The organism is Paenibacillus sp. XP01, assembly GCF_057364885.1.
Window position 1 is genome coordinate 3,175,369 of record NZ_CP139481.1, and the last position, 24,151, is coordinate 3,199,519.

The window sequence follows — 24,151 nt, forward strand, 5'->3', positions numbered from 1 at the left end:
AAATCTGGCCCTACCCATTACTCCCGGAATGGTTTAATTTATAAGAGCCAGTTAACAGAGACGAAATAAAAGCATGCAATGCTTGGATGGTTCGTTCGAATTCGGATAGGGGGATTACAGATGAATACAGGTACCGATCGTGTGAAAAGAGGCATGGCAGAAATGCAAAAAGGCGGCGTCATCATGGACGTCATGAACGCTGAACAGGCAAAGATCGCAGAAGCGGCCGGGGCAACGGCAGTCATGGCGCTGGAGCGCGTGCCATCGGATATCCGTGCCGCAGGTGGCGTTGCTCGGATGGCAGATCCAACGATCGTGGAAGAAGTCATGAAAGTGGTGACGATCCCGGTTATGGCCAAAGCACGCATTGGCCACTACGTGGAAGCCAAAGTGCTGGAATCCCTGGGCGTGGATTACCTGGACGAGAGTGAAGTGTTGACACCAGCCGATGAGGTGTACCATATCGACAAACGCGAATTCGTCGTTCCGTTTGTTTGCGGCGCGAAGGATCTGGGTGAAGCGCTGCGCCGGATCGGAGAGGGTGCCTCGATGATCCGTACCAAAGGCGAGCCGGGAACCGGAAATATCGTTGAAGCGGTCCGTCATATGCGTTTGATCAACAGTCAGATCAAGAAAGTGGCGGGCATGTCCAAAGACGAGCTGTATCATGAAGCCAAATTGCTCGGCGTTCCTTATGAGCAGCTGCTGGATGTACACGAAAACGGCAAACTGCCGGTCGTCAACTTTGCGGCAGGCGGTGTAGCCACCCCGGCGGATGCGGCGTTGATGATGCACCTGGGCGCAGACGGCGTATTCGTAGGATCTGGCATTTTCAAATCGGACAGCCCTGAGAAGTTTGCGCGTGCGATCGTGGAAGCAACGACGCACTACACGGATTACAAATTGATCGCCGAAGTATCCAAAAACCTGGGTACGCCGATGAAAGGCATCGACATTGCCACGCTTGCACCGTCGGAGCGCATGTCGGACCGCGGCTGGTAAGATCATCAAGACCACGGTGTGTGACCGTGGAGGACTATAGGTCAAGAAAGCATCACTCTTTATGGAGTGGTGCTTCTTCTTTTTACGCAGGGCAACTGTACGAAAAGGGGAAATGCCGAAGGAACGACTTACACTTTTAATACCCTGCCAAACCTTATACAATAAGGCATATCCGCAAGAAGAAAGGAAGATGAAATGATGCCACTGACCCCTGCAGGAATTCAAGCGATGGAGCTTCGGATGGACGTGAATGGGGAAGCGTTCGTCGTACATCCGACATTGTTGTGGGACGAGCAGCATGTCGTTCTTGTCGATACCGGCATTTCCGGGCAATTGGACCTGATCCGTACGATGCTGGAAAAGGAAGGGTTTGCTTTGGACGATTTGACGCATGTCATCATCACGCATCAAGACCGCGACCATATCGGCAGTCTGCCGGAAGTGGTGCAAGCCAGGGAAGGCCAGGTCGCGGTGCTGGCGCATGAGGAGGCCGTCCCTTATTTGACCGCAGCGATCCCGCTCATCAAAAGCAAGGTTTTCGCACCGTCCGTGCAGGTGCATACGGCACTTCAGGATGGCGACATTCTTCCGTTGGCCGGCGGCATTCAGGTCGTCTATACGCCGGGGCACACGCCGGATCACATGTCACTGTACCATATTCCGAGCAAAACGCTGATCGCCGGTGATGCATTGACTTCGCAAGAAGGCAATCTTCTCTCCTTTGACCCCCAACATACGTTAGATCCATCCACCGCTTTGCAGTCGATCGCGAAATTGCTGGAGCTCGACGTGGATGCAGTGATCGCTTATCATGGCGGCGCCGTCACGAATCATGTGAAGGAACGGCTGCAAGAAATCGTACATACGACACCAGTCATTCGACCATGTGCGGAGAGCGATGAACCTGCCATTTTCCGCATTATTAACGATGCAGCTATCGCCTATCAAGGGGTTATTCCGGAAGATCGGTATCATGTGCCGTATATGAGCCTGGAAGAGCTGAAACAGGAGATGAACAGTGGCGTAAACTTCTGGGGCGTCGAGCTTGGCGGACAACTTGTCGGCGTCATGGGTATCCAAGACAAAGGAGAGGTGGCGTTAATCCGTCATGCTTACGTACAAACGACAAGCCGCCAGGGCGGCATTGGCACCATGCTGCTGAATCACATCGTTGGATTTACCGACAAACCGATCCTGATCGGCACATGGGAAGCGGCATCGTGGGCCATCGCGTTTTATGAGAAAAACGGCTTCGCCCTAGTTCCGCCGGAGAAGAAAGCGGAGCTGCTGCAGCGATATTGGGACGTGCCGGAAAGGCAGATTGAAACGTCGGTCGTGCTGGCATCTCCGAGCTTTTTAAAGTAAATATGTTCATCCGTGTACGGTTTGGATTCATGGTAAAATGGGATGGCGATGATCATCGTCAACTGAAAATATTGCTCTTGAGGAGGGGGATTATGGAATTTTTTGCGGAATATTTAACGCGCATCGATCATCCGGAGCACCGTGCCCGAATGGAAGAAGTATTGAATTGGGTAAAGGAGTCTTATCCGGTTTTATCGCCCAAAATAGCATGGAATCAGCCCATGTTTACCGATCATGATACGTTTATTATCGGGTTTAGCGTGTCCAAACAGCACATCGCCGTAGCTCCCGAGAAGGTGGTCATTGAACGTTTTGCGGATGACATTACCCAAGCGGGCTACACCCATACCAAGGAACTGATTCGTATGCCGTGGAAAAATGAAGTCGATTTTGGTTTGCTTGCGAAACTGATCGAGTTCAATATATTGGACAAGGCTGAGTGCACGACGTTTTGGAGAAAATAGTAAGCAAGCTCGAAGCACACTACAAAAATAAAAAGGGAGATCCCGTCATGGCAAAAATCGGCCCTAAAATCAAAACGTTTTTGATGTTTGAAGGTCAGGCAGAAGAGGCGATGAACTTCTACGTGAGTCTGTTCGAAGACTCTGAAATCACAAGCATTCAACGATACGGCCCGAATGAGGATGGTCCGGAAGGTTCTTTGCATCAAGCAACATTCAAGCTGGCCGGGCAAACGTTCATGTGTATCGACAGCTACGTGAAGCATGCTTTTTCGTTTACGCCTGCCATTTCCCTGTTTGTTGAGTGTGAATCGGATGAGGAAATTGAACGCACGTTTGCCAAATTGCTGGATGGAGGAACCGTGTACATGCCGCTTGGCGCTTATCCATTCAGTTCCAAATTCGGCTGGGTCGGAGACAAATTCGGCGTGACGTGGCAGCTTAACCTGGCCTGATCCGTTCTCTGAAAAAGCGCGTAAATCGTAGGCTGAAAGCAATCATGACGGAGCAAGAATTCGGACAAGCTTGCTCCGTTCAATATCCTCGATTGCTCCGATAAGCAATGATTTCAGGCTTCAAGACCCACGCCTTCATAAAACTGATACTTGTTTTTGCCGCTTGATTTGGCTTGATATAATGCGGCATCCGCATGCTCAAGCAGCGTGGACAGATCGATATTCATTTGTTCGGTATAAGGAATAATGCCAATGCTCACCGATAATTGGAATTTCTCCTTATCCCTGAGACTGTCCCAGGAGGATAACCGACCCAGAATCAACTCTGCCTGGTTCACAATCTGATGCCGATCCGACAAATGATGATAATAAACCACGAATTCATCCCCGCCAAGCCGAACGACAAACCCGTCGTTGTGCAGTATCAGCTCTTCCAAACGAAGCGCCACTTCCTTCAATACCAAATCTCCCGCATGATGGCCGAACAAGTCGTTTACATTTTTGAAGCCATCCAGATCAAGGAACAACAAAGCTCCATATGCTGTTGGATGTTCATCAAAGTATTTATGCAGGAACTGTCTGTTATAAGCCCCCGTTAACGAATCCCTGAAGGCCAATTTTTCCAAATCCAAATAATATGAAAACAGCCTCGCCACTTTTTGAAACAAATTTACGCTTGTGCAGTCAAATACCGAAGCCGTGGAATTCACGGCGCATAACGTGCCGAATACATCCCCGTTTCTGAGAATGATGGGAACCCCTAGATAGGAGCCGATCCTGGCTTCCTTTAAAGCAGGCAGCAGATCATCCAACGCCGAGTCTTGGGTGATATCTTCATAGACCAACGGCGCATCGCATGAGAAATCAATCCGGTTGCAAACGGTGGAATCGACTTGAATCGTCATCCCTTCATGGATTCCGATCGTTTGGTCATTATCCAACACTTTCAGGATGATTTGCTCCGTGTCGGTGAGAGAACTCAGGAATAAAAACTTATCCCGGAGAATCTGATTGGCCATTTCCAAAATATCGTGCGTGACCTCGTTGAAATTTGTATAAAAAGGAAATTCTTTGATGGGCTGACTCATAATGTAACTCTCCTTAATATCAAATATATATAGTTGCAGACGATCAGGTTATTGCTGTGAAATATGTATTCAAGACCGGGTGTCCGGGTCTTCTTGTTGATTTCGTTTAAAAATAGTATCAACCTATATATTACTAAAAACTTACATTCAAAAAAACAAAAATATTTTTCAATTTTTAATAAAATGAAAAAACAGGACTTCCTAAAACGAGGTTTAGGAAGTCCTTCGTATAATGCTGAACAATTGGAAAATGTTCTAGGGAAAAGTAAAATGTTTAGTTGGATCAAAAAAGAGCATGAGAGGATCATCAAGCGGCTTTAGGCGCCGCAGGTTTGCTGTTTACGATCCAAATGCCGAACAGGACGAGGGCGATGCCTCCAAGCGTGGCGATCTTGAAGGATTCATGTAGGAAGAGCCAACCGGACAACACCCCGATGATGGGAACAGTCAACAATGTAATCGATGCTTTGCTGGCCTCAAGTTTGGACAGAATGTTGGTCCATAATACAAACGCAAGCGCGGACGCAACAATGCCGGAAAACAGCAAGTACAACACAGCGTTCAGATTCCAGTGGGTTGTCCCATGTTCGAACAGCAGGGAGCAAATGAACAGACCGATCGTTCCGAATGCCATCTGCCAGGTCGTGAACTGCACTTTGTCACAGTCCTGAAGCTTTTGTTTGATGATCAGGTTGGAGATTGCCCAAGAGATTGCGGACGAAAGAGCCAGCAGCAAAATCCAAGGATTCCCGGAGAAACGAATGTCCATCGCGAGTCCCAATCCCAGAATGCCAACGATGATTCCAATGGATTTGCGGGTCGTTAACCGGTCGCTTGGAATGACGTAATGTGCCATTAAGGAGAGAAACAAGGGCATGCTGTAGGTCAGCACGGACGTTAAGCCGGCACTGATGTAATTCAGGGATACCTGAATCGCAATGTTAAAATAGGTCGTTTGCAAAATGCCGCAGATCACGAACCATTTGAAATGTTCCCGTTTCGGAAGGGGGATCCGTTTGAAAAACACGATCAGAAAAAGAAAACCGGACCCGACCAAAAAGCGAAAAGCGGCGAATAAAACAGGGGGGAACAGGCCGTTCCCCAGCTTCATGATCACGAAATTGAATCCCCAGATTAAACACAGAACCAAACTCAGAAGTTGCATTTTCAAGTCATATCCCTTCGGTACGTTTTGTTTAGGATGACAGGCTGCCAGGAATATGCTTTGACACCAGGGACAACAGAATATCCTTTTCTCGAACAGCATCCGAATCATACGGAGTGACGGAAGCGTATTGGTCCGAGTTCGTAATAATGATTGGCGTAATTGTGTTATAGCCCTCGGATTGGATGGCTTGTATATCGAATTCCAACAACAGGTCCCCGGCATTCAACCGGTCGCCTTCGTTAATATGGGAGGTGAAGTGTTTTCCTTTCAATTTGACGGTGTCGATACCGACATGAATCAAAATTTCCGCCCCGTCATCACTTACGATCATTATAGCATGCTTGGTTTTGAACAGTTTGGCCACTACGCCATGGACAGGAGATACAACCCTGCCTGCTGCAGGCACGATGGCAACGCCTTTGCCCATCATCTCCTGGCTGAAGGTTTCATCCGGAACAACGCGGAGAGGATGGAGCGAACCTTGCATTGGGCTCAAAATGACACCTTCCGGCACTTCCGTTTGTCCACCAGCATGATTTAAGACACTTTTAGGAGTTGGAGCAGAGGCATTCACGGGTATTTCAACTGTGCTTTCAGGGTTTGGAATGTCTTGGAATCCGATGACCCAAGTGACCACGGCAGAAACAATAAACGAAGCAGCCATGGCGATGGCCAGATAGATGAACGTTTCTCCTAAAAAGAGCGGAATGCCCGGAAGACCTGCCAACGTGTAACCGTACGCTTTGGCTCCATAGAAACCGGAAATGGCTCCTCCGACCGCACCGCCTGTAGCTGCGCCGATGAACGGTTTTTTGAGCCGCATCGTTACGCCGTAGATTGCCGGCTCGGTGACACCCATCAATGCGCTGAACGTAGCTGCACCCGCGACAGATTTGAGGGCTTTATTTTTCGTTTTCAGGAACACAGCGAAGGATGCGCCTGCCTGGCCGATATTGGCTACGGTCATGAGTGGTTTGATGTAATCGTATCCATATTGTGATACGGATTGCACGATGAGCGGAACCAATCCGTAGTGCATGCCAGTGATGACAATCAGCGAGAACGTGCCGCCCAGAACGATCCCTGCAAACAAGCCTGACGTGGAATAGAGCCAAGAGAAACCAACGGCGAGTGCGTTACCCGCATACGAACCGAGTGGACCCAATACAATCAATACGATTGGAATGGCGATGAGCAAAATAATCATCGGTTCGAATACGATTTTCAGCGAACCGGGCACGATTCTTTTAACATATTTCTCGATGTAAGCCAGCAAAATGACGGACAACAGGATCGGCAGTACGGAAGACGAGTAGTCGATCAGGCGCATGGGGGCGCCAAGGAGGCTTAGCTCTGTCACGCCATCCGCACGCAGCGCGGCGAAATTGGGATGAAGGAGCACACCTGCTACAACGACGGCGATGTAAGGATTCGTCTTAAATTTGTTAGCCGCCGTAATGGCCAAGAGGATGGGCAAGAAATAAAAGGCGGTTGTGGATAGTGCAGTCAGCACAACGAACACACCGCTTTCCGGCTGGACCAAATTCCATACCGTGAGCAGGGAAAGCAGCCCCTTCAGCATGCCGGCACCGATGATCACCGGAATGGCAGGGGTGAAGATGCTGGAGATGACTTCGAACAATCGGCTGAATATGTTCTTTTTATCCTTGTTATCCGCAGTAAGTTGCTCTTCATCTTCGTCATCGGTTTTGATGTCGGCAATCTGAATCAGCTGGTTGAACACCGAGCCCACTTCGTTGCCGATAATGACCTGGTATTGGCCGCCGCTTTGGGCAACGCCCATGACTCCGGCCATGTTTTTCAACCTTTCGGAGTCGGCCCGCCGATCGTCGTGCAAATTAAAACGAATGCGTGTAATGCAATGCGTGGCCATTTTGATGTTTTTCTCTCCGCCGACGCTTTCCAAAATTTCTTTAGCAAGTTGCTTTTTGTCCATGGATCATAACTCCCTTTGAGTCATATTCTCAATTGTAAACACTTACATAATTGTAATGTATCGTGTTCGTTTTCCGGCAATCAAGGGAATGGAATAGGGGATCGATCATCCCCGTCTCCCTTGAAAACCGGCCTTGAAGTAAGTGCTGAACGGTAAATCGTTGGTATTACAACGTTTCGCCGTTACTTGCAATGACTTGCTTGTACCAGTCAAAGCTTTTCTTTTTGATGCGTTTAAGAGAGCCATTACCTTCATCGTCCTGATCGACGTATACAAAACCGTACCGTTTGGACATTTGCGACGTCGAAGCGCTGATCATATCGATGGGTCCCCAGGCCGTGTAACCGATCAGATCGACGCCATCATGGATGGCTTCACGCATTTGCTCGATATGTTTTTTCAGGTAATCGATGCGATAATCATCCTGAATGGTGCCGTCTTCTCGGATCGTATCGATGGCGCCTATGCCGTTTTCCGCAATGAACAAAGGTTTCTGATAGCGATCGTACAGATTGTTCAGCGCATACCGCAACCCCTTTGGATCGATCTGCCATCCCCATTCGTTTTGCTCGAGATATGGGTTTTTTACGCCGCCAATCAGATTGCCGCTTGCTTTTTCGTGCTGCTCTGCCGTGGCACTTGCATTGTTGGACATATAATAGCTGATCGCAATGTAATCGACGATGTTTTCGCGAAGGATCGCATCATCACCTGGCTCGGTTTGCAACACAACGCCTTTTTCTTCGAACATTCTTGCGGAATAAGAGGGATAGTACCCTCTAACTTGAACGTCACTGAAGAAAAAGGAGACACGTTCTTCATGTTGGGTTTCCAAGACGTCATCCGGATTACAGGTGTTTGGATATAATAACAGATAACTGATCATGGAGCCGACCATAGAACCGGGAATGATCTCATGCGCTGCTTTGACGGACAAAGCGCTTGCAAGAAATTGATGATGAGCTGCTTGATACTTGGCTTGTTCGAGATTAGGGTGGCCTTCCTCAATAATTCCTGCACTGACGAAAGGATGATGTTTGAGGCAGTTCATTTCGTTAAAGGTGATCCAATATTTCACTTTGTCTTTGTAGCGACGGAATACGGTTTCTGCAAAACGAACGAAAAAATCGATGCATTTGCGGTTGGTCCAACCGCCGTAAGCATTAACGAGATGTAATGGCATATCGTAATGCGTCAAGGAAACGACAGGTTCGATCTGGTGCTCAAGTAACTTGTCGAATACTTTGTCATAGAAAGCAAGCCCTAGTTCATTTGGCTCCAGTTCATCGCCGTTCGGAAAAATGCGGGTCCATGCGATGGACGTCCGGTAGGTGCTGAAACCCATCTCCGCAAAAAGCTCGATATCTTCTTCATAGCGATGGTAGAAATCATTACCGCGGCGTTTCGGATAGTTTTTTTGAATTGCTGGATCGAGAGCTTCCTGGACCTGACGATGTGTCATCATATGCCATTGGTCCAGCCAATATTTTTTATCCTGCTTGGAATCGAACGTAAATACGTCACTTACGGACAACCCCCGGCCATCCGCATCATAAGCGCCTTCTGTTTGCATGGCCGCAGCCGCTCCGCCCCACAGGAAATTTTTAGGGAAACCTTTTTTCACATGTTCCATGACTTGACCTCCGAAGTAGTATAAGTGATAGAATTTAGTAGTCTGAAGGATTCATGAACAATCCTCATAGGCTCATGCTAAACGCTGGAATGCATTCCAGGTCAAGCACAAATTTCGCGGGGTGGCTCACATGATCAACATCACAAAAATCGCAGAAATTGCCGGAGTTTCGAGAAGTACGGTTTCTCGCGTATTGAATAATCATCCTCACGTTAATGAAACGACCCGGGAACACGTGATGAAAATTATGAAGGAATTCGACTATATTCCGAACATCAATGCCGTTCAGCTAAAGGTAGGCCGAACCAAAATTATCGGTGTCATGACGCCGACGATCAACAATTATTACATGCAATATATCAATGGAATCGCTCTTGAAGGCAAGAAAGAGGGATATCAGGTTCTCATTTACCAAACGGACGAACAAGCTGACCAGGAGCAGGCAACACTGGAATTGCTGCGCCAAAAAAAGGTAGACGGGCTGATCGTGTTAAGGCGGTTGATGAGCTGGAAAACGATCGAGAAATATACGGAATATGGACCGATTGTGACATGCGAACCTTTGAACAGCGGCAAAATACCTTCGGTATACATGGACCATTATGAAGGATTTCGATTGGGGATAGAGCATCTGGTAGAGAGAGGATATCACCATATCGCCTGTACGATCGGAAGGAAACATAGCACCAACAGCAAGCGAAGAATTCAGGCATACATGGATGTATTGGAGAAATACGGGTTACCGCATAAAGAAGAGTGGATGCTCTACGGCGTCCGCACGGTGGAAGACGGAATTGCGGCATTCAAGAAACTGGAGAGGCTTGCCGATAAACCCCATGCGATCGTAACCACCAACGATTTCGTTGCAAGTGGTATTCTATCTTCGGCACGTTCGAGCGGTTTTCGGGTGCCTGAAGATATCGCCGTGGTAGGATTTGAAGCTGACGAAAGTCAGGTGGCCGACGCCATGCAGCTCACGAATATCACGAATCCGCTCAAAAACATTGGACAGGACATGTTTCGGATTTTCATGAACAAGCTTCAGTGCAAGCCTTTCGAATATCGGAATTTGGAATTCCAATTGATTGTCCGTGAATCGACTTGAATGAAAGATTCAAGTCTCGAAAAGCCGCGATATCGCGGCTTTTTGCGTTGAATGACATGGGGCATGAATTCATACGGGCTGGGCCAACAAATAGTCTTGTCAAAAGTGTACCCGCATGATAAAGTTGATAACGATTATCAATATCACTTGAAAAAGGGTGGATTCATTTGCTGAAACGGACAACTTCATTCTGGCTTATGCTGGTACTGGCCATGGTGTTAGTGCTGAGTGCATGCGGCCAAAAAGCGACTACAACGACCGAGACGACAACGAATGCGTCTGCGGGAGCGGACCGTTCGATCGATACAAGTTCTTCGGATGCAACAGCGGTAACGGAAGAGGAAACGGTGACGTATCAATCCGATGCAGGTGAGGTACAAGTGCCTAAAAATCCGCAGCGCATCGTCGATCTGACGGCATTCTCGACAGGTTATTTCGTTGCGCTGGATGCACCGGTCGTCGGAGCGCTCTCGGGCGCGATCAACAACAAATACATTAAAGATCAATTGGCCGGCCAAGGTACGACGGACCTGGGCGAGCAGCCGACAGCCGAGCAAATCGTCAGCCTGCAGCCGGACTTGATCATCGCTTATACAGGAACCGAGGGAATTGACCAATTATCCCAGATTGCTCCCGTCGTACAGCTCAAGTATGGTGCGCTAAACTACAAAGACCTCATGCTGGAGCTGGGCAAACTGACCAATCGGGAAGATGCGGCCAAAGCATGGGTCGCGAACTGGGAAGCCAAGATTAACGAACTGAAGCCGCAGGTGAAGGCCGCGGTAGGCGACCGCACGGTTTCGATCCTCAACCCGTATTCGAAGGGGCTATATGTATTCGGCCATAATTTCGGCCGCGGCGGGGAGATCATCTATGGGGAATTCGGCCTTAAAGCGCCAGCCAAGGCTCAAGCCGAAGCGATCGATAGCGGAACAGGCTGGGCTTCCATTTCAATGGAAGTGCTGCCGGAATACGCGGGTGATATCATCTTTACGAGCCCATGGTCGGGCGATACAAGTGATCCGCAGATTGTTTACGAGAACAAGATCTGGGCTAATCTGCCTGCGGTGAAGGCCGGACATGTATTCCAGCTTGACCCTACCTCGGACACGTACAATGATCCCATTTCTTTGGAAGGCCAGTTGAAGTTTATTACCGATAGCTTGCTTTCCGCCAAATAAATCCTTATCCGTCCATAACGTTTAACCATAAAAACGAGTATTCCTGAAAGGCTTCCTAGCGGCGGTTCAGGAGTACTCGTTTTATTTCACGTCTATTTAAATAGGATATAACGTTCGAAGAGAAGGGATACATCGAGAAATACAGAATATTTGAGGGTGTATGCTGGGAGCTTGCTTTGGGGTATTCGTCGTATCAGCGATTGTTACAAGTTATGATACAGGGAGGAAATGATCCGTGGTACTAGATGACGAAGCTTTTAAAAAGCTGATATCCACCAGAAATGTTGGGAAAGTCACGTATGGAATAGAAAAAAGGGAAGCAGAGAACGAAAAATGGATGAATGATTTATTGGTCAAAATGGGGCATAACTCGTCGAGAATCGAACATCATTGGAGATCGGTAACGAGGGAGTATGCCCATCAGATTCTTGAATTCATCTTTACCATGGAAATGACCCACAACCTGGCCATAAATTCTAAGCCGTTTGCGCACTCCATAAGCAACTGTTATCTGAATCAATTCGGACCAGAGGCAGAATTTTACACGAATGGACTGTTCGATACTTCTGACGGCTCTTTCAAGCTCTATGCCTGGACGTCTATTACAGATGGCGAAACGTATACCTATGATACAGGGGTCATCGGGATCGATACAGAGCGAATTGGAATTCTTTGGGCGACCGATCCTATGTAGATAAAAGAAAAAAGGCCTTCCCTCTCAACGAATTGGAGTGATAAAGCCGCTATTTCGCGATGCGAACCTGAATCTCCGTCAGAAATTCATCGGTATGGATCGTTTCCCGGTTGTCGATTTCATAGATTTCGAAAGGGGCATCCAGCAATGCATATCCGTTTTCACTGGCATGGTCCATGACGTCCATGATCCGCTTTGCACTCTGAGTATAATCCCCTCGGTAACAAAGTGAAAGGTACTCCCCGGCGGGAAGCAGATCATCGTAGTCGCGGGCGTTTCGATCCAAAATGAAAAAGATGGAGTCGAACACCTCCTTCATGCCTGCCTGCAATTCCTCGACAGCCACGGATGCTCCGAATAATTGATTGCCAAAATCACGGATTTTGCTTTCATGCTTTTGATGCAGCTTTTTGATCGCCAAGTCCATTTCCTCATCCCTCGTGATCCGCATCTTTAGCTGTAAGCAAGGCCGATCGGGATAGGATTTGATCGTGAATACTCCAGTTTCAATGTTCTTTGCTGCAGACAAGACATGGATTCGTTCCTGGATAAGTTGTTGCTTGAAACGCAGCCTTTCGATCTGTTCGCTGATCAGCGCCTCCTCCGTATGGAACAACGAAAGCGTACTATCAATGCTTTGATGGTCCAAGTACTCTTTGATCTGCTGCATGGAGAAATCCAATTGGCGCAAATCGCGAATAATGTTCAATTTGTATATGTCATGCAAGCCATAGAGCCTATATCCATTGGTGTCCCGTCGTGGCTGGAGCACGCCCAATTTCTCGTAATAACGCAAGGAGTCCGCGCCGATTTGATACAGTTTGGATATTTCATTGATTTTAAAAACACTTTTCATGCCTCGATCCAATCCTTCTTCAATAAGTAATCAGTCAAAAAACAAACGATGGAACGCCAAATGGCTTTTTGCCTTGCGGAATTCGCCTGGCGAACATCCGACAATGCCATGAAAGACTTTGATAAAATAACTGCTTCCCGAGAAGCCCACTTGTTGGGCAATTTCCTCAATGCTAAGATCGGTTTCGCGCAGCAATCGCACCGCATGGCCGAGCCGGATCTTGGTCAAATACTGCAGGGGGGACATTCCTATGGTTGCCGTAAATCTTCGGATAAAATGAAACTTGGACAAACCTGCCGCCTGTGCACAAGCATCAACGCCTGAAATAACCGGATAATGCTCCTCCATCCAGGCCAAAGCCTTGCGAATCGCTTCCGGATGGTCGCCGTCTCCGTCTGTATGACTGGTATAACGTCTCAATTCCATCATGAATCGGTAGACGGATGACGAAGCACGGAATGCATCCGATAGCTGACCATCCCTGGCATCGAGAAAGATATGCTCCAATGTATGGATTACCGAATGGTGACGCGGAATGGGAACGATCGGGCCGTACTTTTTTTTGACAGCATGCCAGTGGTCCTGCAGCCCTGTAGGACGAAACAGCAAAAAAAGGAATTCCCAGGATTCGTCACGGTCATCGAAGCGATAACAGTGATCGTCCGGGATTTCCACGAGCAATGCCGTCTCCTCCGGAACGAGGTACTCTTTGCTGCCTACACGGAGGCGTCCTTGTCCGGATAACGTATATTGAAAAAGAAAAAGGGGGCCGTCGGACCGCTTCAATCCGTCCCAGGAATAGAGGGGGGACGAGACCTGGTCGCGACCGACGGCATATAGTTCATAAAGGCCCATGGCTGCCGCTTCGGAAAAGCGGAACCCGATCGTTGAATATTCAGGCTGATTCAATTTTGGTTTAGTCATCTTCTAAGTATATGGAAGTTTACGGTTCGAGTCTATACAATGCGGCTCCATGCGGAGCAATCTTGGCAGACAACGTCCCGTCATTGACGTTAACGTGCTGTCCTGTCCAAAGCTCTTTCGCGCCAGAGGAGCGGGTTACGCCGATTTGCTGCAATCGAACGGAGACGGTGGCCGCTTCGTCACCAACATTAAACAATGCGACGTACACGGAGCCGTCCGTATGATTGGCTTGCCATACAACCTTGTTATCCTCACGGGATACCTGGCGTGCGCCAAAGCCGTTTCTGTGCAGATCAAGCACGTCCCGGTTGGTCAAGAGGGATAGCGTCCAATCGTCGTTGTCCCGCATTTCTCCGCCAAACATGAGTGGCGAACGGAAAATGGACCACAAGGTCATCATCGTCAATTGTTCGTCCTTGGTAAACCGCGTCCACCGATCGCTGCCTCCGCCGTCCACGGAACGAATGCCGAGATGGCCGAGCGGCAGCATGTCGCAATCAGGCCACTGGCCTGGCTCCACATGTTCGGCCCACTTCTCGCAGCGTTCGAACATGCCGAGCAGCAGGGGCCACAGATCCCAGAAATCGTCGGTCATGCGCCACATGTTGGCATTGGCTTTGAATTCCTCGGCGTGCTCCAGAGGGGCTGGCCCCGGTGAAAGGCTGAGAACCATCTCTCTGCCGCTGCGGTCAATGGCTTTGCGAATCATTTCGATTTCAGGCAAATGGGCTTGATACAGGCGGGATGCAGCAATGTCATCCACTTTAACGAAGTCGACGCCCCAGGATGCATACAGTTCAAACAATGAATCGTAATAGGCCTGAGCACCTTCTTTGGCTGCATCTACGCCGTACATGTCCGTGTTCCAAGGGCAGATCGAATTCGGGTGGGCGATGTCCCGAGCCGTGGCCGAGGTGCCCAGAATCGGCGTTGCCGCATGGGCAGCTTGACGCGGGATGCCGCGCATGATGTGGATGCCGAACTTCAGGCCCAAACTGTGCACGTAATCCGCCAATGGTTTGAATCCTTTGCCCCCGGCGGCAGAAGGGAAGCGGTTAACGGCTGGCATCAGCCGAGAGTATTCGTCCATTTCCAAAGGCACAAACGGCCGATACTGCGAAGATATTGCTCCCGGTTCGTACCATTGGATATCGACGACCACGTATTCCCATCCATACGCCTTCAAGTGCTCTGCCATATACTCCGCATTTCCGCGAATCTCTTCTTCGCGCACGGCAGCACCATAACAATCCCAGCTATTCCAGCCCATAGGCGGGGTAGGTGCAAATTGGTGATGATTCATGTCCAGATCCCATCTTTCGTTGATAAAGTATGTTCTGGCTTCATTTTATGGGAACGAAGGATAAGGGACAATCATAAAGTATTGCTCAGGTTGTAAAATATTGCTGTTCTATTGGCGTGAAGAACCACGTTGTAATGCCTGTAACGGGTTAGATAGGCTGAATCATGATATAATGGGCTGAAATGGAATAAATATGATGAACATCGGGACTACCAAAGGGTATGGAATGGAGGGAAACGTATGGACCACCGGCAGCTGCTTCCTTTGGTCGAACGGCTGGATGCGAGAGGCATCCGTTACGCTTTAGGCGGCAGCGGATTACTGCGTTATCTGAACTTGATTCAAAGCGTAAACGATTGGGACTTGACGGTTGAATGCTCCAAAGTCGAGCTGCTGGAAGCCATCCATGGATTCGACTACAAAGAACAGCCGAGTGGAGACCACCCGTTTGCCAGCGAATACCGATTGAGTTTGCCTTCATTGAACGTGGATATCATCGGGGGCTTTGCTATATATTCAGGCAAGGGTGTGGTTAAATTACCCATCCGGCGTATGAGCGTCTGGGACGGAGTCCATGTTTCCCATCCGGAAGTCTGGTATGTTGCTTACAGATTAATGGATCGCGGAACGAAAGGCGATATGTTGTTTCAGTATTTGCAGTCCAATAAAAGGTTGGTCAATCAGGACCTCGTTCACGAGCTGCTTGCTGCCGATCATCTTGATCCGTTTTTGCGCAATGAGCTTAACGATTTGTCATTACCCGCAGAATGAGCATGACATGGAACATGCGCTATCCTCATCATTGCAGCTTATTTATTTCCCTTTTACGACAGACATAAACGAAAGCCGGAGGGAAGTTGAGCGGAACGAATTCCACTTTATCGATGACGAATGTTTCGGTCAATTGCTTTTTCATTTGAAGCGAATACTGGAAAGCAATGAACTGCCCGCCAGGTTTCAGAGCCGAATGAATCTGTTCGACCAATGCATCCCTCAGTTTGCGCTCGAAATTGAAAAAGGGAAGTCCGCTAAAAATGCAGTCCAATTGCTCGACATTCGCTTGTTGGATCGTTTCCACCAGGTGGGTCGCATCGGCATGACAGGTGAAACGCGGATATTCGGCCTGCAAATTGTTTCTCATGGTCGCGTCCATTTCGAACAAAAACACCTTTGTCGCTTCGGTTGCCCGGGCTTGGATTTGGCGGGTGATTGCTCCCGTACCCGACCCAAGCTCCGCGGCGGCCTTCATTTCATGCCATGGCGCATGCTTCACCATGGCGTTCGCCAAAAAGCGGGAGCTCGGCATGAGGCTTCCAACCTGTTTCGGGCTTTGAATGAAGCTTCTCAAAAATAATAGATTTTCATTCAGAGTCAACGTTTCCACCTCCATTTCCGTTAACATTGCAAAAATAGAAGCGAAGCCAAGATATATGCTTACCAGCATACGTGCCTGCTGCAAAAAAGGTAATGGTCCAACATCACGCACTCGTGGTTGGAAGCAGGGCAATTTTTCGATGATCGGCTTCATGGCTATCTTAATGAACATAACTTAGGAACCACCGGGGATATTTCTAAAGAAATTCTAAAGAATTCGTTGCTATATAAACCGCACTAATTAATCACACCAGGCCACTGCGATTTATATAGCGATACGGAGTGGATATAAAGGCAACAAAAAAACCTTGCCAACCTTCGTTGACAAGGAACGATTACAGAACCGTGAGAAGTCGCTTTATGGCGGCTTTTTTGGCGTTTTAGCACGTACGAAGAATGGAGGAAAGGAGGGCGTTTTATAGAAAAAAGGAATAGATCCGGTTTACAAATCGTAAAAATTACGATAAACTAGCTTTTGCAAAACGTAATTATTACGATTAACAGGAGTGCCAGACATGATCTTATCCTCTTTGCGGGATGTTGTATTTGGCTATGGCCATGAACCGGTCATCGAACAACTCTCGCTAGACATTGCTGCCGGACGGTTCATCGGAATCACGGGGGCTAACGGAACTGCCAAAACGACCTTGCTCAAACTGATGCTTGGATTGCTCAAACCTTGGAGCGGTACGGTGTCGTTCAATAATGTGCGGGAAGACGGAACGAAGGTGATCGTGGGATACGTGCCGCAGCAAGTATCTTCCTTCAATGCCGGCTTCCCAAGCAGTGTCATCGAGCTGGTGCGTTCAGGTTGTTATGCGCGCTTGGGGTGTTTCGGCCGATTCAGCAAACATATGCATGACGTGGTTGAGCAAAGCTTACGGCAGGTCGGCATGTGGGAATACCGTCATCGCAAAGTCGGCGAGCTGTCGGGTGGCCAGAAACAACGCGTATGCATCGCACGGGCGCTTGCCCAGGAACCGGATGTACTCGTGCTGGACGAACCGGTGACCGGTCTGGATGCCAAGAGCAGGATCGAGCTGTATCGATTTTTGAAGGATAACGTGACAGCGCATGGGAAAACGGTAATTATGGTTACCCACGGCCTGGAGGAATTGGCACAGTATCTTGACACGGTCATCGAACTGGAAAGAAGGGAGGATGAGGGATGGCGATGTTCGGTTACGAATTCATGCAGCGTGCTTTCTGGGCAGGCGCAATGATCGGCATCATTGCCCCGATTCTGGGAGTGTATTTGATGCTGCGCCGACAAGCGCTGATGGCCGACACGCTCTCACATGTCTCCCTTGCCGGCGTGGCGTTGGGATCGGCCTTGTCGCTTAATCCTTCGCTCAGCGGATTTGCCGTAGCGATCCTTGGAGGCATACTGATCGAGCAGCTTCGGCGCTCTTATCGCACCTACAGCGAGCTCCCGGTAGCGATTATCATGATCTCCGGCCTGGCACTCGCCGTTGTCCTGATGAGTCTTAAGCAAAATTGGAGCAAAAGCTTGAGTTCCTACTTGTTTGGTTCCATCGTTGCCGTAAACGACACCCAACTGCTGCTGATTGCTGCGGTGCTGCTTACAGGACTGGTGTACTTTATTATCTTAAGACGTCCGTTATACAACCTGACCTTTGACGAAGAGACAGCCACGATTTCGGGCGCAAAGGTGAAGCTGCTGTTTTTTTCCTTTGCCGTACTGACCGGCATGACCGTAGCGGCAGCGATGCCGGTTGTGGGCGTGCTTTTGGTGTCGGCATTGATCGTGCTGCCCGCCTCGCTTGCGTTAAGGATTGCGCCAGGGTTTGCAGCCGCGATACATATCGCGATTGGCACCGGTCTGGCCGGTATTTTTTCCGGTTTGAGCTTGTCCTACTACATCGACACACCGCCTGGCGGTACGATCGCATTGGTTTTGCTCGTTTTCCTGCTTGTCACGATGCTTTTCCAAAAGCTGCTGCAGCGCCGCAGCCGGCGAAGCGTGAAATATGCCAAAGAACGAATGAACAAAAGGAGTGCATGAATATGAAATTTTGGAATCGCAGTTTTATCTTTTTAGCTTTGTCGCTTGTATTGGTTCTGGCCGGATGCGGCACGAAATCGAACAGTGCGGGCTCTTCAGCATCCGATAACGCAGCGTCTTCAACGACCGAAGCATCCACTGACGATGCTGCACAGAAAAAGCTGGAGATCAAGACCAGCTTCTATCCGATGTACGAATTCACTCGTCACGTCGCCGGAGATTTGGCCAATGTCGAAAATTTGGTGCCAGCAGGCATGGAGTCGCATGATTGGGAGCCGACCGCACAGGACATGGCAAAGCTGACCGAAGCCGACGTGCTGGTATATAACGGTGCCGGTTTGGAAAGCTGGGTAGGCCAAGCATTGGATAGCGCCACAGGCTCGAATCTGAAAGCCATTGAAGCAAGCCAAGGAATCGACATTATGGAAGGCTCGGAAGAAGAAGGCCATTCTCATTCCCACGGCGATGAGGCTCATGCCGATGATCATGATCACGACCATGGAGAGGAAGCGCATTCCGAAGAAGAGCATGACCATGACCATGACCATGAACATGGCGAGCATGCACATGAGGAACACTCGCATGATGAAAGCGGGCATGTTCACAATCACGGCGGTCTGGACCCTCACGTATGGTTGTCGCCGCAGCTGGCGATTCAAGAGGTTCGTAATATTGAAAAAGGATTATCCGAAGTTGCCCCGGAATACAAAGAACAGTTTAAAGCCAATGCCGATGCATACGTCACCGAACTCGAAGCGCTGGACAACGAATTTACGGAAGGTTTGAAGGATAGCAAACGCAAAGATTTCATTACGCAGCACGCGGCCTTTGGTTATTTGGCCAAACAATACGGGTTGACGCAGGTACCGATCGCTGGATTGTCCCCCGATCAGGAGCCATCTCCGGCCCAAATGGCAGACATCGTGCAGTTTGCCAAGGAGAACAACGTTAAAACGATCTTCTTCGAAACACTGGTCTCTTCCAAAGTGGCCGACACGATCGCTAAAGAGATCGGAGCGAAAACAGATGTTTTGAATCCCATTGAGGGACTTACGGAAGAAGAGCTTGCCGCAGGAAACGACTATGTGCGCGTGATGCGCAGCAACCTTGAAGCATTAAAAACAGCATTGAACGAATAGCGATACGTTGCAAACACGAATCCATTTATACAAATCCAATAAACGAGAAGGCGTTGACTTTTGTGGTCAACGTCTTTTTGTGCACTGCATATCATGGATTCCATCACAAATTGGACACAATTTCCAAATGGGTATAGCTACGTCGAGCTATATGGGAAAGAGGCAAATGTTTGTACACTAAACACAGTTTGTTGTTATCGATGACGTTGTAATCCTTTCGTGGCAATGACGAAATCCATGATGAAAGGAGGGAAATTCCATTCCAAAAGCAGCCGGATCAACGCGTTCGCTGTTCTTGTTTGATGAAAAGCTGTTATTTCGATGGCTTGTCAGCATGCTTGCTTTGGGACTAATGAGCATGTTGTCTTTTTACGGCATTACCTTTGCTGAAAATAGCAGCGGCCCGATCCCCTTGCAGCCACGGATCGACCGCGCTGTTAATGGCGAAGTCATTACATTGGCACCAGGTACATATTCGGGACCGATCGTCATCGACAAAAGCGTTACGATTCAGGGCGATGATTCCGTCGTGCTGATCAATCCAAAGGCAGCTCCCGCCATTTCGGTTCAATCCGACGAGGTGAGATTAACAGGGTTTCGCGTGCGGCAAGAACATCTCGGCGAGCATGCAGCAATTCACGTGACGGCAAATCAGGTCGTTCTGTCCGATCTTGATATAGAGAGCCAAGGTTACGGCATCATTCTTAGAAAAGCCAGCCAAGGAACCCTGCAGCATAATCTCATTCGTTGGACGGGGCCGTCGAGCACGAAGAATGCGCTGAAGGGAAATGGGATCGACCTGTATGCATCGCAGGAAATCCGGATCACGGATAACGAAATTCACGATGTGCGCGATGGCATTTACATGGAAAACAGCCGCAGCATCGAGGTCGCCAATAATAGGTTATTCGGCAACAGATATGCCATTCACTTAATGTATGTCCACCTTTCGAACGTCACGGGCAACCTGGGCGAGAGAAATGTAACCGGAGCCATGGTCATGGGTGCCAATAAAGCTGTAGTTACGGGAAATACGTTCCGCAAACAAAGCGAAAATGTTCATTCCCAAGGCATTCTGCTCTATGACGTGCAGCGTTCGATCGTCGCGGATAATGTACTTGAGGGAAACCGTGTCGGATTGTATATCCAGGAGTCTTCCGAAAACGAGATCAGCCGAAACGATCTTTTGCGAAATTTCGTTGGCGTGCAATTCAACCATGCGGAGGGAAACGAGCTTCACTCCAACCGATTCGTATCAAACGTGATCGAAGCGCAAGCGGTGGAAAGCCGAAACAACGTCATCCGCCACAACTACTGGGATTCGTTTCAGGGCCTTGACCTCAATGGGGACGGGGTAAGTGAGGCGGCTTATGCCATCAACCCGTTTTATCAGCGTTTGATACAACGCAACTCGGCCTTTCAATTGTTTTTTCAATCCCCGGGCATGACGTTTCTGAGCGACCTGCATACGGAAGGCAGAAGCGAATGGCTCACCGATCTTTCGCCGCGAATGAAACTGGATGCTGCTTCCCGGGCTTACGCAGGAGATAACGAGAACAATCGGTTCGTGCCATGGCTTGGGGGACTGTTATTACTTGCTGCAGGATATATGTTCTATTTGGGAGGAAAACGAAAATGAAACACTGGACATTCACTTTAATCATGTTGTGGTCCATCTTTCTGTTATCGGGCTGCGGCACGAAATATGCGGCTGTGCCCATCAATGAGGACGTCGATGTATGCGTGATTTGCAATATGCAGGTTAAAGACGATGCTTTTGCCACCCAACTGACGACAAAGGATGGCCAAACGTACAAATTCGACGACATCGGCTGCATGAATGAATGGAAACAACAGAACGGGACGGACCAAATCGGCATGGATTATGTCCGTGATTATAATGACAAAGAATGGATCGAATACGGCAAAGCGACTTATGTCTACGATGCTTCCCTAAGAACGCCAATGGCTTACGGCATCGTTAGCTTCAAGGACAAGCCGTCCGCCGAAGCCTTCGTTCAGGAACAGGGCGTCGGCCGAATCATGACTGCCGAAGAACTCGCATCCCACGACTGGAAGCAAAATACGGAGGGCATGGACATGCATGGGGAAGGTCAGGGACATACCCACAGTCATCAACAGGAAGCAGGGAGTGAGGAAACGAATCATGCTAACGAAAAAGCAGGAGATGCCGGTCATCATTAATCCGAAAGTCGGTGGAATGCCATGATCTCGAACCTGATTTACGTCGCCAACCGGGAAATCAAACTGGGTTTCCGCAACCCTTGGGCTTATTCGTTCCTGATATTGTTCTGCATGTTCGGTTTGAGCCTGCTGGTGCTGAATGCTCAAAATGTCGTTGAAGGTTTTTCGGGTACGACGGGTTCCTTGCTAAATTTAATTCTCTATCTGCTGCCGTTGATGGCCCTCTTCATCGGATCGTTTTCGTTGACGTCGGAGAGGGAAGACGGCGCTTGGCAATTGTTGTCCACCTATCCTTTGCGTACGTCTTCCTTCGTGATCGGGAAATACCTGGGTTTGTGCTGCGTGCTGATTACGATTGTCTTCTTTGGTTACGGACTTATGGGGGTCGTCAGCGGATTCATGGGCAACGCATTGGACCTGTTGACGTATGGGCTGTTTACGATGTTTTCAGCAGGGTTGGTATGTATGTTCGTAGGGGTGGCTTTATTGATTGGTTCGATCTGCAGCAATCGGTGGCAAGCACTCACCATTTCGGTTTCCGTCTGGTTCTTCCTGGTCATTGCCTGGCCAGCCCTGCTTATTGCGATCCTGGGTTTCGTTCCTTACGCATGGGTGCAGCCGCTTTTGTCTATTTTGACGTTGCTGAACCCGGCAGAGCTCGTCAGACTGTTCGTTGTCATTAAGCTTGGCGGCGGTTCGATTCTCGGGCCCGAATATTATCGGTGGGTTTTCTGGATACAAAAACCCGGCGGAACAGCAATGTTCATGATTGCCTTATGCATTTGGATTGCCTTGTCCATGCTGATCGTTCATCGGATATGGGAAAGGAGGCGATACCTTGGCTGACCACGTTATGCCCTATGTAGTGCACGTCAACAAGTTATGCAAGGTAATGAAAGGAAAGGCACTTGTGCAGAACGTTTCATTCACCATCCATGCCGGACAGATTCTGGCGTTATGCGGCGGAAACGGGGCAGGCAAAAGCACCGTGCTGCGCATGATAGCAGGCATTATGCTTCCCACTTCAGGAGAAGTGAACGTTAACGGCCAAAGCCCAAAGTCGAAACGAACACGCTTCGCCGAGCAAATCGGATACATGCCCGACGATTTTCGCTTCAGCCACAGCCTTTCCGCCGAGGAGACGCTTCAGTTCTGGGCAGACTTGAAAAATGTCGGTACGGACAGAGTGACCGACGTTTTAGAAATGGTTGGGCTCGGGAATCACAAAAAGCAACGCGTCACGACGTTCTCCAAAGGGATGCGGCAAAGATTGCTTTTCGCCCAAGCCGTTCTGTCCAAACCGCCGCTGCTCATTATGGATGAGCCGACGAACGGACTAGACCCGTACTGGATGCAAGAATTCGCTCAGTTGATGAAAGGCATCCGGGCCGAGGGGCAGATGGTCGTTTTCTCGACGCACCAATTGGAGATTGCGGAGGACGTTGCCGATGAGGTGGTGTTTCTGAACCAAGGCCAGCAGGCGGACTTCGGCCCGACGTCCCGGTTCCGGGAACGATTCGGCACGCTGCATGCTGCGTTTCGCCACAGTTTGGGATTAAAGTGAGGTTAGCGTATTGCGATTTCTATCCATAATCATGCGGCGCGCACTGGCTTGGACGATCATCACTGCAGCAGTTGTATGCGCGGTTGCGGTTGTATTGCAACCATATGCAGATTCACGACAGAAGGCCGAAAAGGGGATTATTGCCGTGGGAGAGACGGCTCCCGATTTTGCAGCTGTCGATTTGTCAGGGGAACAAGTACAACTTTCGCAGTATCGCGGGCAGGTCGTGCTCCTTCACTTTTGGGCCTCCTGGTGTGCTCCCTGTGTCAGGGAAATGCCATTATTGAACCGTTTATCCCAATCCCATAATAAAAACGTAAAGACGATTTTCGTCAATGTGGGGGAGTCCAAAGCGACCGTCCGCGAATATCTCGCCGAGAACGGCTTTGAACTTGACGTCGTGATTGATGCGACCGGCAAAATTGCGGGATCCTACCATGTGCCGGGATTGCCTGCAACGATGATCGTCGATCGGAACGGAACGTTCGATCATATCCTTCTTGGCGAACTGCATGAGGACATGCCGATCGACCGATGGCTGGCTGAGCTTTGATCTTGAGCAGGGCACGGGCTCTTTTGGAAACCGGAGAATGAGAGCCGGAATCATCAAGTTGTAAAGGAGGGCTGCGTCCGAAGCGTTGGGATTTGCTT

24 protein-coding genes are annotated in these 24,151 nt (G+C 49.2%); 16 read left to right on the forward strand and 8 right to left on the reverse strand.

All coding sequences use genetic code 11. The annotated features are described in order from the left end of the window. Nucleotides 1-120 precede the first annotated feature (120 nt). The 4 genes from pdxS (at nt 121) to SNR34_RS14620 (ending at nt 3,283) form a co-directional block, all read left to right on the forward strand. Nucleotides 121-1,002: a pyridoxal 5'-phosphate synthase lyase subunit PdxS gene (pdxS, locus tag SNR34_RS14605; RefSeq protein WP_236413872.1), complete on the forward strand. Its 882-nt coding sequence runs from the start codon at nt 121-123 to the stop codon at nt 1,000-1,002. A 195-nt stretch (nt 1,003-1,197) separates the two neighbouring features. Beyond that, a complete protein-coding gene (locus tag SNR34_RS14610) occupies nt 1,198-2,367 on the forward strand; it encodes a GNAT family N-acetyltransferase (protein WP_486182253.1) in 1,170 nt (389 codons plus the stop codon). A gap of 92 nt (nt 2,368-2,459) precedes the next feature. After that, nucleotides 2,460-2,831, forward strand: coding sequence for an iron chaperone (locus SNR34_RS14615; RefSeq protein ID WP_339278098.1), 372 nt, complete (start codon nt 2,460-2,462; stop codon nt 2,829-2,831). A gap of 47 nt (nt 2,832-2,878) precedes the next feature. After that, entirely contained in the window at nt 2,879-3,283 is a 405-nt protein-coding gene (locus SNR34_RS14620) for a VOC family protein (RefSeq protein ID WP_236413877.1), read from the forward strand. A 113-nt stretch (nt 3,284-3,396) separates the two neighbouring features. On the opposite strand, the gene SNR34_RS14625 is transcribed toward SNR34_RS14620, so the two are convergent. The 4 genes from SNR34_RS14625 to SNR34_RS14640 all read right to left on the reverse strand — a co-directional run bounded on the left by SNR34_RS14625 (nt 3,397) and on the right by SNR34_RS14640 (nt 9,129). Then, nucleotides 3,397-4,371 carry a GAF domain-containing protein gene (locus tag SNR34_RS14625; protein ID WP_486182254.1) on the reverse strand — a complete coding sequence of 325 codons (975 nt, stop codon included), beginning with the start codon at nt 4,369-4,371 and terminating at the stop codon, nt 3,397-3,399. Nucleotides 4,372-4,678: 307 nt separating this feature from the next. Beyond that, the gene (locus SNR34_RS14630) at nt 4,679-5,536 is read right to left on the reverse strand and encodes a DMT family transporter (RefSeq protein WP_236414347.1); all 858 of its coding nucleotides are present in this window, start codon (nt 5,534-5,536) and stop codon (nt 4,679-4,681) included. A 31-nt stretch (nt 5,537-5,567) separates the two neighbouring features. Then, nucleotides 5,568-7,496 (reverse strand): beta-glucoside-specific PTS transporter subunit IIABC, encoded by a 1,929-nt coding sequence (locus tag SNR34_RS14635; RefSeq protein WP_486182255.1) that lies wholly within the window; start codon nt 7,494-7,496, stop codon nt 5,568-5,570. Nucleotides 7,497-7,662: 166 nt separating this feature from the next. Beyond that, the gene (locus SNR34_RS14640; RefSeq protein ID WP_236413883.1) at nt 7,663-9,129 is read right to left on the reverse strand and encodes a glycoside hydrolase family 1 protein; all 1,467 of its coding nucleotides are present in this window, start codon (nt 9,127-9,129) and stop codon (nt 7,663-7,665) included. 130 nt (nt 9,130-9,259) lie between these two features. Here SNR34_RS14640 and SNR34_RS14645 point away from each other — a divergent pair, with 130 nt between their 5' ends. The 3 genes from SNR34_RS14645 to SNR34_RS14655 all read left to right on the forward strand — a co-directional run bounded on the left by SNR34_RS14645 (nt 9,260) and on the right by SNR34_RS14655 (nt 12,109). Then, nucleotides 9,260-10,234, forward strand: a complete 975-nt coding sequence (locus tag SNR34_RS14645) for a LacI family DNA-binding transcriptional regulator (protein ID WP_486182256.1) — start codon at nt 9,260-9,262, stop codon at nt 10,232-10,234. Between the two features lie 167 nt (nt 10,235-10,401). After that, nucleotides 10,402-11,415 (forward strand): ABC transporter substrate-binding protein, encoded by a 1,014-nt coding sequence (locus tag SNR34_RS14650; RefSeq protein ID WP_486182257.1) that lies wholly within the window; start codon nt 10,402-10,404, stop codon nt 11,413-11,415. Nucleotides 11,416-11,650: 235 nt separating this feature from the next. Continuing rightward, the gene (locus SNR34_RS14655) at nt 11,651-12,109 is read left to right on the forward strand and encodes a hypothetical protein (protein ID WP_339278104.1); all 459 of its coding nucleotides are present in this window, start codon (nt 11,651-11,653) and stop codon (nt 12,107-12,109) included. Nucleotides 12,110-12,158: 49 nt separating this feature from the next. Here the strand turns inward: SNR34_RS14655 and SNR34_RS14660 are convergent, their stop codons facing one another. Genes SNR34_RS14660 through SNR34_RS14670 form a run of 3 tightly spaced genes read right to left on the reverse strand, consistent with a single transcriptional unit; the run spans nt 12,159 to nt 15,192 of the window. Beyond that, nucleotides 12,159-12,965 (reverse strand): MerR family transcriptional regulator, encoded by an 807-nt coding sequence (locus SNR34_RS14660; RefSeq protein ID WP_339278105.1) that lies wholly within the window; start codon nt 12,963-12,965, stop codon nt 12,159-12,161. Between the two features lie 30 nt (nt 12,966-12,995). After that, complete coding sequence (locus SNR34_RS14665; RefSeq protein WP_486182258.1) at nt 12,996-13,889, reverse strand: AraC family transcriptional regulator; 894 nt, start codon at nt 13,887-13,889, stop codon at nt 12,996-12,998. 19 nt (nt 13,890-13,908) lie between these two features. Continuing rightward, nucleotides 13,909-15,192 carry a glycoside hydrolase family 27 protein gene (locus SNR34_RS14670; protein ID WP_486182259.1) on the reverse strand — a complete coding sequence of 428 codons (1,284 nt, stop codon included), beginning with the start codon at nt 15,190-15,192 and terminating at the stop codon, nt 13,909-13,911. 240 nt (nt 15,193-15,432) lie between these two features. On the opposite strand from SNR34_RS14670, the gene SNR34_RS14675 reads away from it, so the two are divergent. Then, nucleotides 15,433-15,963: a hypothetical protein gene (locus SNR34_RS14675; protein WP_486182260.1), complete on the forward strand. Its 531-nt coding sequence runs from the start codon at nt 15,433-15,435 to the stop codon at nt 15,961-15,963. A 28-nt stretch (nt 15,964-15,991) separates the two neighbouring features. Here the strand turns inward: SNR34_RS14675 and SNR34_RS14680 are convergent, their stop codons facing one another. Continuing rightward, nucleotides 15,992-16,567 (reverse strand): class I SAM-dependent methyltransferase, encoded by a 576-nt coding sequence (locus tag SNR34_RS14680; protein ID WP_486182459.1) that lies wholly within the window; start codon nt 16,565-16,567, stop codon nt 15,992-15,994. Between the two features lie 514 nt (nt 16,568-17,081). Here SNR34_RS14680 and SNR34_RS14685 point away from each other — a divergent pair. The 8 genes from SNR34_RS14685 (at nt 17,082) to SNR34_RS14720 (ending at nt 24,053) form a co-directional block, all read left to right on the forward strand. Then, nucleotides 17,082-17,789: a metal ABC transporter ATP-binding protein gene (locus SNR34_RS14685; RefSeq protein ID WP_339278110.1), complete on the forward strand. Its 708-nt coding sequence runs from the start codon at nt 17,082-17,084 to the stop codon at nt 17,787-17,789. Further along, a complete protein-coding gene (locus SNR34_RS14690; protein WP_486182261.1) occupies nt 17,735-18,592 on the forward strand; it encodes a metal ABC transporter permease in 858 nt (285 codons plus the stop codon). The genes SNR34_RS14685 and SNR34_RS14690 overlap by 55 nt, the downstream gene beginning before the upstream one ends. Nucleotides 18,593-18,594: 2 nt before the next feature. Further along, complete coding sequence (locus tag SNR34_RS14695) at nt 18,595-19,731, forward strand: metal ABC transporter substrate-binding protein (protein WP_486182262.1); 1,137 nt, start codon at nt 18,595-18,597, stop codon at nt 19,729-19,731. A gap of 295 nt (nt 19,732-20,026) precedes the next feature. Then, nucleotides 20,027-21,370 carry a right-handed parallel beta-helix repeat-containing protein gene (locus SNR34_RS14700; protein ID WP_486182263.1) on the forward strand — a complete coding sequence of 448 codons (1,344 nt, stop codon included), beginning with the start codon at nt 20,027-20,029 and terminating at the stop codon, nt 21,368-21,370. Next, nucleotides 21,367-21,936, forward strand: coding sequence for a nitrous oxide reductase accessory protein NosL (locus tag SNR34_RS14705; RefSeq protein WP_486182264.1), 570 nt, complete (start codon nt 21,367-21,369; stop codon nt 21,934-21,936). The genes SNR34_RS14700 and SNR34_RS14705 overlap by 4 nt, the downstream gene beginning before the upstream one ends. Nucleotides 21,937-21,957: 21 nt before the next feature. After that, on the forward strand, nt 21,958-22,782 hold the full coding sequence (locus SNR34_RS14710; RefSeq protein WP_486182265.1) for an ABC transporter permease: 825 nt from the start codon (nt 21,958-21,960) through the stop codon (nt 22,780-22,782). Next, nucleotides 22,775-23,500, forward strand: coding sequence for a heme ABC exporter ATP-binding protein CcmA (gene ccmA / locus SNR34_RS14715; protein ID WP_236413900.1), 726 nt, complete (start codon nt 22,775-22,777; stop codon nt 23,498-23,500). The genes SNR34_RS14710 and ccmA overlap by 8 nt, the downstream gene beginning before the upstream one ends. 31 nt (nt 23,501-23,531) lie before the next feature. Then, complete coding sequence (locus SNR34_RS14720; protein WP_486182266.1) at nt 23,532-24,053, forward strand: TlpA family protein disulfide reductase; 522 nt, start codon at nt 23,532-23,534, stop codon at nt 24,051-24,053. The last annotated feature ends 98 nt before the right edge of the window (nt 24,054-24,151 follow it).